Source organism: Arthrobacter sp. SW1 (genome assembly GCF_001766675.1).
In the GTDB taxonomy this organism is placed as follows: Bacteria; Actinomycetota; Actinomycetes; order Actinomycetales; family Micrococcaceae; genus Arthrobacter.
The window spans coordinates 396,064-410,401 of record NZ_MJLT01000045.1 but is presented as its reverse complement, the minus strand read 5'-3'; the positions used below and the strand labels follow the sequence as shown (position 1 = coordinate 410,401).

Below are 14,338 nucleotides of genomic sequence, written 5' to 3'. Positions count from 1 at the left end.
TCAAAATAAGTGCTTCAATAAATGCATGACAGATCACACGGCCGAACAGCAGGCATGGGCCGAAGCCCTGCACGCCCACGGCCGCCGTGTCACCAAGCAGCGGCTCGCGGTCCTGGCCGCCGTCGAACGCAACCCCCATTCGCCGGCGGAAGGAATCCTCGCCGCCGCGCGCAAGGAACTCCCGGAGCTGACAGCGCAGTCGGTCTACGTGGTGCTGAGCGACCTCACCGAACTCGACATGGTGCGCCGCTTCGAACCCCCGCACTCCCCCGCGCTGTACGAAACCCGGGTGGGAGACAACCACCACCACGCCGTATGCACCAAATGCGGCCGGGTGGAGGACGTGGATTGCGCCGTGGGCCACGCACCTTGCCTGACACCGCACTGGGATGAGCACTCAAAGCCGATGACCATCCAGATCGCGGACGTCCTGTACCAGGGAATCTGCCAGGACTGCCAGGCCAAAGAACTTCAGCCCGGGCACTAGCCCGCCGCTGGACCATCTCTGTAAACCCCTAACCCGGAAGGAAAACTGTGTCTGAGAGCACCATTTCCAAGTGCCCCGTAGCACACGGCGGCCGCGTCCACCCCACCAAGGGATCTGCCAACAGCGAGTGGTGGCCCAACAAGCTGAACCTCAAGATCCTGGCGAAGAACCCGGCCGTGGCCAACCCGCTGGGCTCCGAGTTCAACTACACCGAGGCCTTCAACAAGCTGGACCTGGACGCCGTCAAGGCTGACCTCGCCGAGGTCATGACCGACTCCAAGGACTGGTGGCCCGCAGACTTCGGCCACTACGGCCCGTTCATGATCCGCATGGCCTGGCACTCCGCCGGCACCTACCGCTCCCACGACGGACGCGGCGGCGGCGGCGCAGGCCAGCAGCGCTTCGCTCCGCTGAACTCCTGGCCGGACAACGGCAACCTGGACAAGGCCCGCCGCCTGCTCTGGCCGGTCAAGAAGAAGTACGGCCAGTCCATCTCCTGGGCCGACCTCATGATCCTCGCCGGCAACGTGGCGCTGGAAACCATGGGCTTCAAGACCTTCGGCTTCGCCGGTGGCCGCCCGGACGTCTGGGAAGCCGATGACGACGTGTACTGGGGCCCGGAAAAGGTGTGGCTCGACGACGAACGCTACACCGGCGACCGTGAGCTCGAAGCACCGCTGGCCGCAGTCCAGATGGGCCTCATCTACGTGAACCCGGAAGGCCCCAACGGCAACCCGGACCCGGCTGCTTCCGCCCGCGACATCCGCGAAACCTTCCGCCGCATGGGCATGAACGACGAAGAAACCGTCGCCCTGATCGTCGGTGGCCACACCTTCGGCAAGACCCACGGCGCCCACCCCGCCGACCAGGTCGGAGCCGATCCGGAAGCCGCTCCGCTGGAAGCCCAGGGCTTCGGCTGGAAGAACGGCTACGGCACCGGCAAGGCCGGCGACTCCGTCACCTCGGGCCTGGAAGTCACCTGGACCTACCACCCCACCCGCTGGGACAACGAGTTCCTGCACATCCTCTTCGCCTACGAATGGGAGCTCTTCGAGTCCCCGGCCGGCGCCAAGCAGTGGCGCCCGGTGGACAACGGCGGCGCGGACATGGTTCCGGAAGCACACGCAGGTTCGGGCAACCGCGAACCGCGCATGCTCACCAGCGACCTCGCCCTGCGCGTCGACCCGTCCTACGAGGTCATCGCCCGCCGCTTCAAGGACGACCTGGGCGCCCTTGAGGACGCTTTCGGCCGCGCCTGGTTCAAGCTGACCCACCGTGACATGGGCCCGAAGGCCCGTTACCTCGGCAAGGAAGTTCCGGCCGAGGACCTGGACTGGCAGGACCCGCTGCCCGCGGCTCCGGCACAGACCATCGGCCAGGCCGAGATCGCCCTGCTGAAGGAAAAGATCGCCGCCTCCGGCCTCACCGTGGAGCAGCTTGTCTCCACCGCTTGGAAGGCAGCTGCTTCCTTCCGCGGCTCCGACAAGCGCGGCGGCGCCAACGGCGGCCGCATCCGCCTGGAACCGCAGGTCAGCTGGAAGGTCAACCAGCCGGAGAAGCTGAAGCCGGTCATCGCTGTGCTCGAAGGCATCGTTGCCGACTTCAACGCTTCTTCCGAGGTCAAGGTGTCCTTCGCTGACGTCGTGGTCCTCGCCGGCAACGTCGGTGTTGAGCAGGCTGCCCTGGCCGCCGGCCACGACATCACGGTTCCGTTCACCCCGGGCCGCGTTGACGCCACCCAGGAACAGACCAGCGTGGAGCAGTTCGCCTGGCTCGAGCCGGTTGCCGACGGCTTCCGCAACTACGACAGCGGCTGGCTCAAGCTGCCCAGCGAGTACCTGCTCCTGGACCGCGCCAACCTGCTGAACCTCTCCGCTCCGGAAATGACCGTCCTGGTCGGCGGCCTGCGCGTCCTGGGCAACAACTGGGACGGCTCCAAGCAGGGCGTCTTCACCGACCGCCCGGGTACCCTGAGCAACGACTTCTTCGTCAACCTGCTTGAGCTCGGCCTCGAGTGGACCCCGGACGCAGAAGAGAAGAGCTACACCACCACCGACGGCCGCTGGACCGGCAGCCGCGTGGACCTGCTCTTCGGCTCCAACTCCGAGCTGCGCGCCCTCGCCGAGGTTTACGCCTCCGACGACGCCCAGGAGAAGTTCGCCACGGACTTCGCCAAGGCATGGGCCAAGGTCATGGACAACGACCGCTTCGACCTGAAGAAGTAGTCAGGAAAAGCAGTCCGGCCCCGGGACCTCCCGGAAACCGCAAAAGCGCCCCGTCACGGATTCACCGTGGCGGGGCGCTTTCGCTGTCCGGCTTTGTCCACATAACAGCACTGTCCACATAGCCGGTATCGGCTCTGGTGGCCTGGCTGCCGCGCTCCCTACGATCCATCCATGGACACTTTTCAAGGAATCCCGCCCGAAGCGTTCCGCTTCTACGCGGAACTGGAACAGAACAACAACAACCGTGAGTGGTGGCTGGCCCACAAGGACACGTACGACGCCGCCGTGAAGGAACCGCTGGAGGCGCTCCTCGCGGAGCTGGAACCGCAGTTCGGGGCGGCGAAGATCTTCCGTCCTTACCGGGACGTCCGCTTCTCGCAGGACAAATCGCCGTACAAGACGGCGCAGGGCGCCTTCGCCGCGCAACAGGAAGGCGTGGGCTTCTACCTTCACGTCGCCGCGGACGGGCTCACCCTGGGCGGCGGCTACCACTCGCACAGCCCGGCGCAGCTGGCCCGCTACCGTGCTTCAGTGGACGCCCCGGCAAGCGGGGAAGCCCTGGCGGGTATCGTTGAGGGCATCGCCGCCGCCGGGTACGCGATCGGCGGCGAGAAGCTCAAGACCGTGCCCCGCGGCTTCGACAAGGAGCATCCCCGCGCGGAACTGCTCAAACACAAATCGCTTTCCGCGGGCCTTGAGCTGGGTGAACCGGTCTGGCTTGCCACACCGGCGGCCGCGGAGGAGATCGCCGGCAGGTGGGAAGTTCTGCGGCCCCTTGTGGAGTGGGTTTCGGTGCATGCGGCGCCCTGACAGAGCGCTGCTGGGAAAATCGTCTGTGAAAACGGCGATGGCCGCCCGGAACCCGAAGGTCCCAAGCGGCCACCATGCGTCGGAGCGGTCAGGAAGGCAACGCGTCAGACCTTGCTGAGGTCGTCCTCGTCGTCGCCGGAATCACCGCTGCCGGACACTGCGTTGCGGGCCTCAGCGAACTTCTCGTTCAAGCGGGAGTGGTGCTGGCCGTAGGCGAAGTAGATCGCAATGCCCACCACCAGCCAGATGCCGAAGAAGATCCAGGTCTCCACGGCGAGGTTGGTCATCAGGTACAGGCACAGGACGGCCGAGACGACCGGAAGCACCTTGCCGAAAGGCACGCGGAAAGCGGGCTTGAGGTCCGGACGCTTCCTGCGCAGCACCAGGATGCCCAGGCTCACCATCACGAAGGCGGAGAGCGTGCCGATATTGATCATTTCCTCAAGCAGGTCCACGTTGGTCAGGCCGGCCACCAGGGCAACGGCGGTGCCGCAGATGATCTGCAGGCGTGCCGGGGTGGCGTGCTTGTCGCTGGTGCGGGACAGCGCACGCGGGAGCAGTCCGTCGCGGCTCATGGCCAGGACCACGCGGGCCAGGCCCATGAGGAGCACCATGATGACGGTGGTGAGGCCGATCAGGGAGCCGAAGGCAATGACCTTGGCCGCATCGGTGTTGCCGACCGCTTCGAACGCCGTAGTCAGGGTGGGCGCTTCGGCCTTGGCGAGCTCGGTGTACGGGACCATGCCCGTCAGGGCCAGGGACACCAGGATGTAGAGCAGGGTCACCAGGGCGAGGCCGCCGAAGATGCCGCGCGGGAGGGTCTTCTGCGGGTTCTTGACCTCTTCGGCCGAGGTGGCCACGACGTCGAAGCCGATGAAGGCGAAGAACACCAGGGCCGCACCGGCGAAGATTCCGAGGGTGCCGTACTGGGCCGGGACGGCGCCGGTGAGGAAGCCGAAGAAGGACTGCTTCAGCACGTTGCTGCCGTCAGCGGCGGCGGTCGGAACCGACTCCGGGATGAACGGCGAATAGTTGGAGAACTTCACGTAAGTGAAGCCGACGACGATGACGAAGAGCACCACGCCGATCTTGATCAGGGTGAAGATGTTGCCGACGCGCGCGGACAGCTTGGTGCCCAGGACCAGCAGCACGGTGAAGACTGCAACGATGAGGAAGGCACCCCAGTAGAGATCCACCCCGAGGATGTTCAATGCCGGGGGCATGTCCACGCCCATCAGGCCGAACACCTTGCTGAGGTAGATGCCCCAGTACTTGGCGATGACGGCAGCGGCCGTGAAGAGTTCGAGGATCAGGTTCCAGCCGATGATCCAGGCCAGGACCTCGCCCATGGTGGCGTAGGTGAACACGTAGGCCGAGCCGGCAACCGGGATGGCGGTGGCGAATTCGGCGTAGCACATGATGGCCAGGGCGCAGGTGACTGCGGCGATCGCGAAGGAAATGGTCACAGCGGGGCCGGCGAAGTTCGCTGCAGCCTTTGCCCCGACCGAGAAGATGCCGGCGCCGACAGCAACGGCGACGCCCATGATCATCAGGTCCCAGGTACTGAGGGAGCGCTTGAGCTTGCGTCCGGGTTCATCGGCGTCCGCGATGGACTGCTCGATCGACTTGGTCCGGAAGAGGTTCATAAGGGATCCACAATCTTGAATGAGGTGGTAAAAACAGACTCATCAAGAGTAGTGTCCAGCCACTGGACAATCATTTTTGTCCCGAATAGTGAGACGGCCTATCAGCCGGCAATGCCTCCCAGAAGGCCGCCGACACCTCCGATGATCCCGCCGATGATCCCTTCCACGCCTGCCAGCAGGCCGCCGTCGGGCCGGGGCGCCGGAGAAGAAGGCTGTCCTGGCGAAGCGGGCGTCGGCGAAGGAGACGGTGCCGCTGTAGCCGGTTTCGTCGGAGCCGGGGTGCTTTCCGTAGATGCTGCGGATCCTCCGCTGGCGGACGGGACCGGCCGCGCGCCGCTTCCGCCTTCCGTAGTCGCGACGGCGGTGGAACCCGCGGTACCGGGAGCCACGGACGGAGAAGCAGCGGACCGGGGGACAACGGAAACGGTCCCGCCGGAAGCCGATGTGCCGCCGTCGGGCGCTTGCGAAGGGGAACCTCCCTGGAGCCGCGCGGCATTGCTGCCGTCCGTTCCGCCGTCAGTGGCCTTCGCACCGGGCAAGGCGTCCACCGAAACGGCGGTACCGGCCACGGGACCGGTCCCTCCCGCACCGGAACCGGGGGCTCCGGTAGCACGGGGAGCATTGCCCGCGAGCTGGCCGCCTGACGCCGCAGCCTGCTCCACCGGGACGATCCGTTCGCCGGGGGAAGCCCCCTGCGCAGCCACCACGACGCCGCCTCCCGCGAATGCAATGACCGACACGGCAATCGCCGCAGCGTGGCGGCGCGGCCAGGTGACAGGTACCACCGCAACGTGGCGCCCGCGCTTCCTGCTCATGCTTCACTCCCCCGATGGCATGGTTGACAATGCCATCAAGTCTACGAGCCCGCGGCCATCCCCGCTGACGTGGTCAGTCATCGTCATGCGGATGATCGTCATCGCCGTGGTTGTCGGCTCCGTGGTCGTCGCCGCCGTGGTCATCGTCCGGATGTCCGTGGTCGTCGCCGCCGGAGGTCGGCTGGGACGTGGGCTGCGCCGGAAGCGGCTCGGTGGACATGTCCACTCCTCCGCCGGCGGTGCGCGGGGACACCGCCACCGCGCTGTCCGGAACATGCGCCTGCCGTGCGATGCCGTGCCGTACGGATTCCACCATGGCGTCGCTCAGCAGCGGGCCGGTGTAATCAATGGCGAGGCCGTCCCGTGCCACGTCCTTGCCGTAGTTGCCCAGGGCGTCGGACAGGATTCCTTCCCGGTCGATCGCAGCCGCAAGGGCTTCCGGTTCGGCCGAACGCACCGTGAAGCGCAGCTCGTGCACCAGCACCTGCTGCACATGGACGTGCTCCACCCCGGGTGTGGCACCGCCGCGGGTGAATGCCGCGTCAGCGAGCGCCTCGGCCGCGGCCCGCGTGGTGGATTCCGGAAGGGCCACAATCAATTCGGGCACCAGATGATCGAGGACTGCCTGCTCGAGGACTGTTGGCTGGATGGCCTCGAGCGCGAGGGAACGCAAGCTGCCCGCCGCCATCAGCGTTCTGCGGAGTGCGGCGATGTCCGCCCCTTCGGCGGGATGGACCGCGATGACCAGCCGACGGCGGACCATGGGACCGTCGTACCCCACCGACGGGCGGCCGTTGCCGAGGTCGGCCGCGGCGACGGCGGCGCCGGCGGGAGTGGCGATACCTCCTTCCGGAACGGGACCAGGCGCTGCCGGGTCCTTGCCGGCGGGTGTGCAGGCGGCCAGCAGGAAGGCCAGGACGAGCCCGGCCACGGCCGCGGACATGCGCTTGCGGACCATGTCAGTACCCTGCGGGCCAGGCCGGGCGGTACACGGGCGGGAACATCCCCAGCGGCGTGGTGTCGGCAACGGGCGGATCCGAAGCCACGGGATCGTTGTTCCGCGGGTTCCCGACAGCGAACTGGATCATCATGTCGTGGTCCTCATGCGAGAGGTTGTGGCAATGGATCATGTACTTGCCGCCGCTGTGGGCCCCTGTGGCGAACTGCATCAGCACCGTGACCGACTCGTTCTCCCCCGCGTAGAACACATCCTTTGGCCCGGTTTCCCAGGCGAACGGCTTGCCGTTGTTGGTGTTCCGTCCGATGATCTTGCCGTCGACCAGGTGGATGTGGACCGGATGGAACCAGCCACCCGAATCGTTGACGATGGTCCATTGCTCAACCGTGTTCCGTTCCGGGTTGCCGAAGAGCGAGGTGAAGCCGGACTTCTCCACGGTCTCCCACGTCTTGCCGTTGATGGTCCACTCCCCGCCCGACCGCTTCACGCGCAGCACCCGCTTGGCGACCGCCATGGACGGCGTCAGGTCCATCGGATGGAGGGCACCGTGCCCGCCTGCCGGTACGCCGCCGTCGTCGAGCACGGAGGGAACCGAGGGGATGGTCCCCACCGCCGGGCCGGGATCGTCAACCACCTGGAAGCGCATCACCTTGTTGGTATGCGAGTAGTCCAGGTTGTTCTTGTTGCTCAGGTTCCGCAGGTCCACGGTCTGGCCCGGCTTGTAATTCCGGAAGTCGATCAGGACCTCGTAGCGTTCCGCGGTTCCCTGCCGCCAGGAGGACAGGGCCTGGACCTTGGGCATCATGCCCGCGTCGGTGGCCACCATGTACACCGGATTGCCGTTGGAGAGGGCGAGCCGGTAGGAGCGGGCGATCGAGCCGATCAGCACCCGGAAGCGGTAGATCCGGGGATGGACCTTCATGGTGGGCCACGGAACGCCGTTGACCAGGACTACGTCTCCCCAGAGTCCGGAGTGTCCGTTGTCGTTGTAGCCCAGCGAACCGTCCGCCCTGAACATGGCATCGGAAATCAGCAGCGTGACGTCGTACTTGCCCTGCGGAAGCTGTGCTTTTTCGTAGGGATCCGAGAGCGGGTAGGCCGCGGCCAGCCCCGCGTAGACGCCCTGCGCGGTGACCATGTGGTTGTGGTCGTGGTACCAGAGGGTCCGTGCGTTCTGCCAGTTCGGATAGTGGTAGGTCTTCACCTGCCCGGGCTTCGTGGCGTCGTTGGCATAGCCGTCGTACTGCGGCAGGGATGCCGAGCCGTGCAGGTGGGTGACGGTATTGAAGGATCCGCCGTGCAGGAAGGAGCGCGCCGGCAGGGCGTTGCGGACCCGCAGCTCGGTCCTGGTGCCTTGGTCGACGCGGATGGTGGGGCCCGGGAAGATGCCGTTGTAGCCGGCAACGGTGGTGTACAGCCCGGGCACGATCTGTGCACGGCCGGTCTTCTGGGTGAGGGCGTAGCGGGCGTACGGACGCTGCGGGTCGCCGTCGTCGAATCCTGTCTCATACGGAAGCAGCTCCGGCGGTCGCCGGAAGACCCCCGCGTACGGAACGGGCATGTTGCGTGACGCGAGTTGGCTGCGCGTCATCCCGCTGAGGGACGAGACATCGTCGTCGTCCGAACCGAGGCCCTTTGCCGAGACGGTCCCCAGGGCCGCCGCGCCGATAAGGCCGATCTTCAATGCTTCCCGTCGCGTCGTCATGACTCCTCCTGAATTTCCGATGCGTCTGGTGGGACCGGCCGCTTCCCCACGGCGGCCGGCCCGGCTCCCGCCTTTACAAGGCGGTCCCCGTGGTGAAGAACCATGACCGGCTGCCCAGCGGGTTGCCGGCGAGGTCCCGCAGCGCGGCAGGACCGCCGATCAGGCTCACCCGGTATTTCGTGTTGGCTGCCAAGGTGATGGACGGGTTGATCGTCACGCCGTGGTTCACGTTGTTGAAGGCGAGGGTCACCGGGATGGCCGCGCCGTTGGACACCTGGGTGAGGCGCACCGTGGCGGTGCTGACTCCGATGAGGTTCTCGCTGAAGAACGCGGAACGGTTTGCCGTGCGGGCCTGCCCGACGGCGTCGGCACCTTGGAAGATCGACACCAGGACAGGTGCGGGGCCGGTGGTGAACACCCAGCTGCGCGTTGCCAGCGGGTTCCCGGCGAGGTCGCGCAGGGCCGCAGCTCCGCCGGTGAGCGTCACCCGGTACTTGGTGTCCTTCTGGAGCGTCACGCCGGGGTTGATGGTCAGGGTGTGGGTGGTGGTGTTGAAGGACAGTGCCGCGTTGACCCCGGCGCCATCGCTTGCCCGGGTCAGGCGGACGGAGGTGGAGCTGGCGCCCGTGATGTTCTCGGTGAAGGTCACTGTGACGTTGCCGGTGACGCTTGCGGACAGTCCGTTGATGGCAGGTGCCACGGACTTCACTGCCGGCGCGGGGCCGGTGGTGAACGTCCAGCTGGTGGTGGGCATCGTGTTCAGGGCGAGGTCCCGGACGGATGACAACGTCACGCTGTACTTCCGGTCTGCGGCAAGCGCTGCCGACGGATCCAGTGTGGCCGTGCGGGTGGCGCTGTTGTAGCTCACAGTGGCCGGCACCACGGTGGTCCCGAGCCTGAGCACGAACGTTCCGGTGCCAACGTTGGTAACGGCCTCGCTGAAGGTGGCGGTGATGTTTGCCGCCTGGTTCACGGCCAAGGCACCGGCGGCCGGTGATTTCGCCGTGATTGCGGGCGGAACGAACTCGGTCCGCGGCCTCGCCAGGGCCGAACGGGCAGACGGCGTTCCAATCCCCACCGAATTGATCGCGGAAACATCGAAGGTGTACCCGGTGCCGTTGGCCAGGTTCCCCACCACAGTGCTGCGCACAGCAGCCACGGTGACGGTCTGGACCGGCGTTGCCCTGGTACCGATGAAGGTCCGGACCCGGTACCCCGTGATGGGCGTGGCACCCGGAGGCATCTCCGTGTCGCCCCAATTGACGGTCACCTTGGCATTGCCGGCGACGACGGCGCCGATCGCGGTGCTGCCCGGAACCTTGGGAACGGTGTCGGCGAAGACGAGGTGCTCGATGTTCCGCAGGGTGTCAGTGCCGTCGGCACCGCCGTTGTTGTGCACCACCGTGGTCACGGATCCGGCGGAGCCAAGAGTCCCGTCTCCGCCGGTGGTCGTCACCGTGTAGTTCGCTTGGATGTCGGAGAACACCGCGGTGTCGCTGCCGCGTGCGCCGTCCAGGACCTCCCGGACCACCACGATGTTGCCCGGATCCACCGTGCCGGCGAAGACCGCCTGCTGGAGGGTTGCCCCCGTGAGGTTGCCGGCGGCGTCGCGCAGGTAGCGGGCGGTCATGCCGGCGGCGCTGCCGATTTCACTCGCGGGATCCTCCGGATTGCTCCGGACGCTGAGCCGCACGCTCAGGTAGCGGTCGCCGTCGAGCACGTCATCCGCGCCGCGGCCCTCGAGGATGTCGTTGCCGCCGCCGCCCAGGAGGATGTTCCCTTCCGCCCAAACGCTGCTGCCGCCCAGCAACGGACAGCTCTTGGACGCCGACGCCGCCACCACGGAGTCCCGCGGAGTGGGCAGGGAGGTGATGATCCGGTCCAGCCCGGCGATGCGGTTGATGCCGGCCTGGTCCAGGGCGTCGCAGCCGATGAAGCCGGCGCCGCCCACCGTCTTCGGGGAGACGTCGTCGCCGCGCAGCTTGTCGTCCAAGGCTCCGCCGGAGAGCGCCTCTACTTCGTTGTACCTGTCCCGGACGCCTACCTGGAGGATGTCCAGCGGAACGATCGGCAGGTTCAGGTCCGCGTCCTGGGGCTGCGGATCATGCAGGCCGATTTCCCAGTCGTATCCGGAGGCGCCCGCGACCTTCTCGACGCCGGGGCCGGCCAGGCCGATGTCGTCCCCGCCTTCCATGTCGTAGTCGTCGTCACCGCCCTGACCGAGCAGGACATCGTGTCCGGGCCGTTGCGAATCGTCGAGGAAGAACAGGTTGCTGGAATCGCCGATCAGCAGGTCCGGGCTGTCGCCGCCCTCCTCCCAGTCGTCGCCGCCGTCGCCGATGACGGCGTCCAGGCCCTGCCCGGCGATGACGAGGTCGTCGCCTTCGCCGGCGAAGGTCTCGTTGCTGTTGGCGCCGCCGTTCATGAAGTCCTTGCCGTCACCGCCCAGGAGGAGGTCCAGTCCCGGGCCGCCGTCCATCGCGTCGTCGCCGGGGCCGCCCTTGAGCACGTCGTCGCCGGCGGAGTCCGTCACGACGTCGTCGCCCTCGCCGCCGAGCACGGCATCGGCGCCGTCGTTTCCTTCGATGACGTCGTTGCCTTCGCCGCCCCAGAAGGTGTCGTTGTCCACGCCACCATGGACGCGGTCCCGGCCGGCGGTTCCGTTGAACACGGACTGGCCGTTGATGCCCGGGACGTCCACGCTGTTGGCGGCCCGGTACTTGATGGTCCCGTCCGGCATGCGGAGCAGCAGGGCGGACTCATTGCATTCGGAGGCGGAATCGTCCGCCACGGTATTGCCCGAACCCGCATAGCCTTCCGGGGTGCCGGCCAGGTTCTTCAGTTCGAACTTGCAGTCGGCGGTGGCGAACGCGTCCGCCTTGAGTGCCTTGGCGTTGGTGTTGCGCATGACCAGTTCCGTGAAGGAGTTGCCCTCCAGCTGGGCGCGCAGGTTCATGCCAGGGGTGCGGGCCAGGTAATACAGCCGGTCCCCGTTCTGCAGTTCAGTGAGCTGCTGCTCGAAGATGTAGTTGAAGGTGCTGCCGAGCATGCCGCCGAACAGGTTGGTGCGTTCGGCCAGTCCGCCGATCCAGAGGTCGACGTCGTCGAGGCCGGTCCGGGACGACGTTCCGTTATTCGCCCACGCGCCCGTGCTGTTCATGAACGCTGCAGCGTCGGCCGGTGCGGACTCCCCGGCCAGGGTGTCAGGGCTGATGATCAGGCGCGCCGCCGTCCGCTTGCCTTCCACTGTGCCGGCGCCCGTGATGGTCGGGTGCTTGCCGTAGGCGGCCACGAAGTTGATGAGGGATTCCGGGTGCTTGAGGTTTTCGCCGAAGTCGATCCAGTTCGCGTACGGGGCCAGTTGGCCGTCGTTGGTGGAAGCGTGCAGCCCGCGGCGCAGCTCATTCAAGGTGGGAACGCCTTCGGAACGGGCCCGGGCGATGTTGATGGTGGCAAGGTCCAGGGGCAGGCCGAGGAGCTTGTTGCGCAGGGTCTCCGTGACGAACTCGTCCAGTTCGTTGCCGACCTGGTCCGACATACCCATCACGATGCTGCCCGCGGCTTCGACGGAGGTCAGCGTGCCGGCCGGGCCGCCATCCGTGTAGGCGAGGGGGTTGAGGAACCCCTTGAGCAGCGGGATGTCATTCTGCGAGCCGCGGATGTCATCGGACGTGCCGTGGATCCCGTCAGGACCGGGGAGGTCCTCGTTGCGGCGGGAAATGGTGTCCGTCAGCATCGAGTGCCCGAAGCGGTACACGGCGTGCGCGAACTCCGCCTTGACCGCGGGGTTGATATCGGTCTGCGAGAAGGCGAAGGGTTCGAAGGGGTTGATCCCCGGTTGGATCTTCCTCGCGAAATCCTCGAACACCAGGTGTTGGTACTCCATCTCGGTGATGAACCGCGCGGCCTGGAACAGGCGCTCGCCGTTCCACCCTGCCGCCCCGCTGGCAAGTTTCCATTCCTTCAGCGCGGCGGTTCCCGCCGTCGAGGTGTCATTGGACAGGACCCGCTTGATGTCCGCCACCAAACGGTCGTGTTCGGAGTGGAACACCTGGTGGATGGCCGTCAGGGCGATGTTCTCGTTCACCCGCCCATCGCCGGCAATGAAGTGCGCGTTCAGCATTTCGTCGTCGTAGCTGCCGGGCGCTTGGGCGGTGAAATCCGCCGACGGCGTCGTGTTGGCGTCCGGGGCCGGTGGCACCGGCGGCGTGGCCGGGTTGTGGTCCGTATCCTGCGGCGAAGGATCGGCATGGTGCGCGATGTCCGTGAGGAACGGCGTCTCGAAATGCAGGGCGTTGGCGGGCACCAAGGTGCCGCGTCCACCGTTTGCGCTGCGGTCTGCCTCAACCAGGCCCGTGGTGGTCACGAACTGCGGCAGGCCGCGGGCCGGACCGGGAATGAACCTGCCGTAAGGGTCGGCCGCGATCATCGGGACGTCCACTACGTCTTTGTCCAGGAGCTGGATGCCCAGGCGGGCTGAAGCCTGCGCCTTGGTGGATGCCCAGGTGGCCATGCCGTCCGCAGCGGGTCCGGCCGGACCTCCGAGCAGCTGGCCGGTGGAGACAGGCCGTCCCGCGGCGTTGTCCACGTACTCCCGCAGGAACACCTGGTGCGAGGGGTGGGAAGTGTAGGTCTGGCTCTGGTCGACCCACGGCGAATCGGTGTTGAGCGCGTCCTGGATGTCATCGGAGGTGCCCAGGACGCCGTCAGGGCCGGGCTGGTTCTTGCCGCGGGTCAGCACCATGAAGCGCCGCTGCGGGGGAAGGTCGTCGGCATTGCCCGGGACGTGGTCCGGCCCTGCGACCAGCGGGTCATCTGCCTTCAAGGGGACGAACACCGTGCCGCCGCCCTTGACCGTCTGGTCCACGCCGTGGTCGAAGAACTGGCCGAAGATGGTGAACAGCGAGTTGTAGGGCGGTGACAGGCCCACATCCGTGGTGATGTTGGGAATGAAGAGTGTCTCGTGGGACGGCACGCAGCCAGCGGGCGAGCCGGCCACCGGCGGTTCGGCATCGGGCCGCGGATCAGTGGTGCAGGGTACGACGCCGTCACCGCCCTGGGAACGGGACGGGAACCCGGCTGCCGCCACGGCTGCGGGATTGGTGGACGTCTGGTCCACGATCAGGTTGCTGATGGTGCGCGGCTGGGTATCGAAGACGCTGCCGGACTTCTGCGCGTAGCTGGTAGGCGACGGCGGCCCTCCGAAGGAGCCGCTTTCCGCCGGCCGGAACGAGCCGGAGACCAGGCGCGGGAACACCTCGTCCGCGGCACCGTAGCGTTCCTGCCCGGCCTGCAGGTTGTTGCAGCTGCCATCCACGGTGCGCAGGCCCATCGAAACCAGCGGGCTGGGCAGCTGGTTGGGGCCGCTTCCAAGCAGAGCCCTGCAGGGACCGGTGGCGGAGGTGGTGTTGGCGACGTGCGCTTCGGCGATCTTGATCTGCTTCAGGATGTACGCCAGGTCCGACGGGGTGACGGTGAACCCAGCACCCACCGGAGCGGTGACCGCCTGCGCCGCCACCACGGGCAAGCCCATGGACACCGTCAGCAGCAGCGCGCCGAACGCAGCAAGCCATCTGTAATGAACGCCGCTTGCCCGTTTGCCGCCTGCCTGGACTTTGCCGCGCAGGACCCAACTCTTTGCCTCCACCGAACACCTGCCCCTCTAACGAACGGAATAACTCCATCGTGTAGA

General features: G+C 66.9%; 8 protein-coding genes. 3 read left to right on the top strand and 5 right to left on the bottom strand.

Annotation, left to right across the window (positions count from 1 at the left end; all coding sequences use genetic code 11):
- The first annotated feature begins 25 nt into the window (after window positions 1-25).
- The 3 genes from BIU82_RS15200 (at window position 26) to BIU82_RS15190 (ending at window position 3,522) form a co-directional block, all read left to right on the top strand.
- Window positions 26-487, top strand: a complete 462-nt coding sequence (locus BIU82_RS15200) for a Fur family transcriptional regulator (protein WP_070350267.1) — start codon at window positions 26-28, stop codon at window positions 485-487.
- Between the two features lie 47 nt (window positions 488-534).
- A complete protein-coding gene (katG, locus tag BIU82_RS15195; protein ID WP_070350266.1) occupies window positions 535-2,712 on the top strand; it encodes a catalase/peroxidase HPI in 2,178 nt (725 codons plus the stop codon).
- Window positions 2,713-2,883: 171 nt separating this feature from the next.
- Entirely contained in the window at window positions 2,884-3,522 is a 639-nt protein-coding gene (locus tag BIU82_RS15190; RefSeq protein ID WP_070350265.1) for a DUF2461 domain-containing protein, read from the top strand.
- 104 nt (window positions 3,523-3,626) lie between these two features.
- On the opposite strand, the gene BIU82_RS15185 is transcribed toward BIU82_RS15190, so the two are convergent.
- From BIU82_RS15185 to BIU82_RS15165, 5 genes are all read right to left on the bottom strand, one after another.
- Window positions 3,627-5,168 carry an amino acid permease gene (locus BIU82_RS15185; RefSeq protein WP_070350264.1) on the bottom strand — a complete coding sequence of 514 codons (1,542 nt, stop codon included), beginning with the start codon at window positions 5,166-5,168 and terminating at the stop codon, window positions 3,627-3,629.
- A 101-nt stretch (window positions 5,169-5,269) separates the two neighbouring features.
- Complete coding sequence (locus BIU82_RS15180) at window positions 5,270-5,983, bottom strand: hypothetical protein (RefSeq protein WP_139146634.1); 714 nt, start codon at window positions 5,981-5,983, stop codon at window positions 5,270-5,272.
- Window positions 5,984-6,056: 73 nt separating this feature from the next.
- Entirely contained in the window at window positions 6,057-6,941 is an 885-nt protein-coding gene (locus BIU82_RS15175) for a hypothetical protein (RefSeq protein ID WP_070350262.1), read from the bottom strand.
- Window position 6,942: 1 nt separating this feature from the next.
- Window positions 6,943-8,646: a multicopper oxidase domain-containing protein gene (locus BIU82_RS15170; protein WP_070350261.1), complete on the bottom strand. Its 1,704-nt coding sequence runs from the start codon at window positions 8,644-8,646 to the stop codon at window positions 6,943-6,945.
- 73 nt (window positions 8,647-8,719) lie between these two features.
- On the bottom strand, window positions 8,720-14,293 hold the full coding sequence (locus BIU82_RS15165) for a peroxidase family protein (protein ID WP_083292369.1): 5,574 nt from the start codon (window positions 14,291-14,293) through the stop codon (window positions 8,720-8,722).
- Between the last annotated feature and the right edge of the window lie 45 nt (window positions 14,294-14,338).

Excerpts from the sequence above, each read along its gene's own strand:
- BIU82_RS15200 (WP_070350267.1), top strand. The coding sequence starts at position 26 with ATGACAGATCACACGGCCGAACAGCAGGCATGGGCCGAAGCCCTGCAC.
- BIU82_RS15190 (WP_070350265.1), top strand. The coding sequence starts at position 2,884 with ATGGACACTTTTCAAGGAATCCCGCCCGAAGCGTTCCGCTTCTACGCG.
- BIU82_RS15185 (WP_070350264.1), bottom strand. The coding sequence starts at position 5,168 with ATGAACCTCTTCCGGACCAAGTCGATCGAGCAGTCCATCGCGGACGCC.
- BIU82_RS15180 (WP_139146634.1), bottom strand. The coding sequence starts at position 5,983 with ATGAGCAGGAAGCGCGGGCGCCACGTTGCGGTGGTACCTGTCACCTGG.
- BIU82_RS15175 (WP_070350262.1), bottom strand. The coding sequence starts at position 6,941 with ATGGTCCGCAAGCGCATGTCCGCGGCCGTGGCCGGGCTCGTCCTGGCC.
- BIU82_RS15170 (WP_070350261.1), bottom strand. The coding sequence starts at position 8,646 with ATGACGACGCGACGGGAAGCATTGAAGATCGGCCTTATCGGCGCGGCG.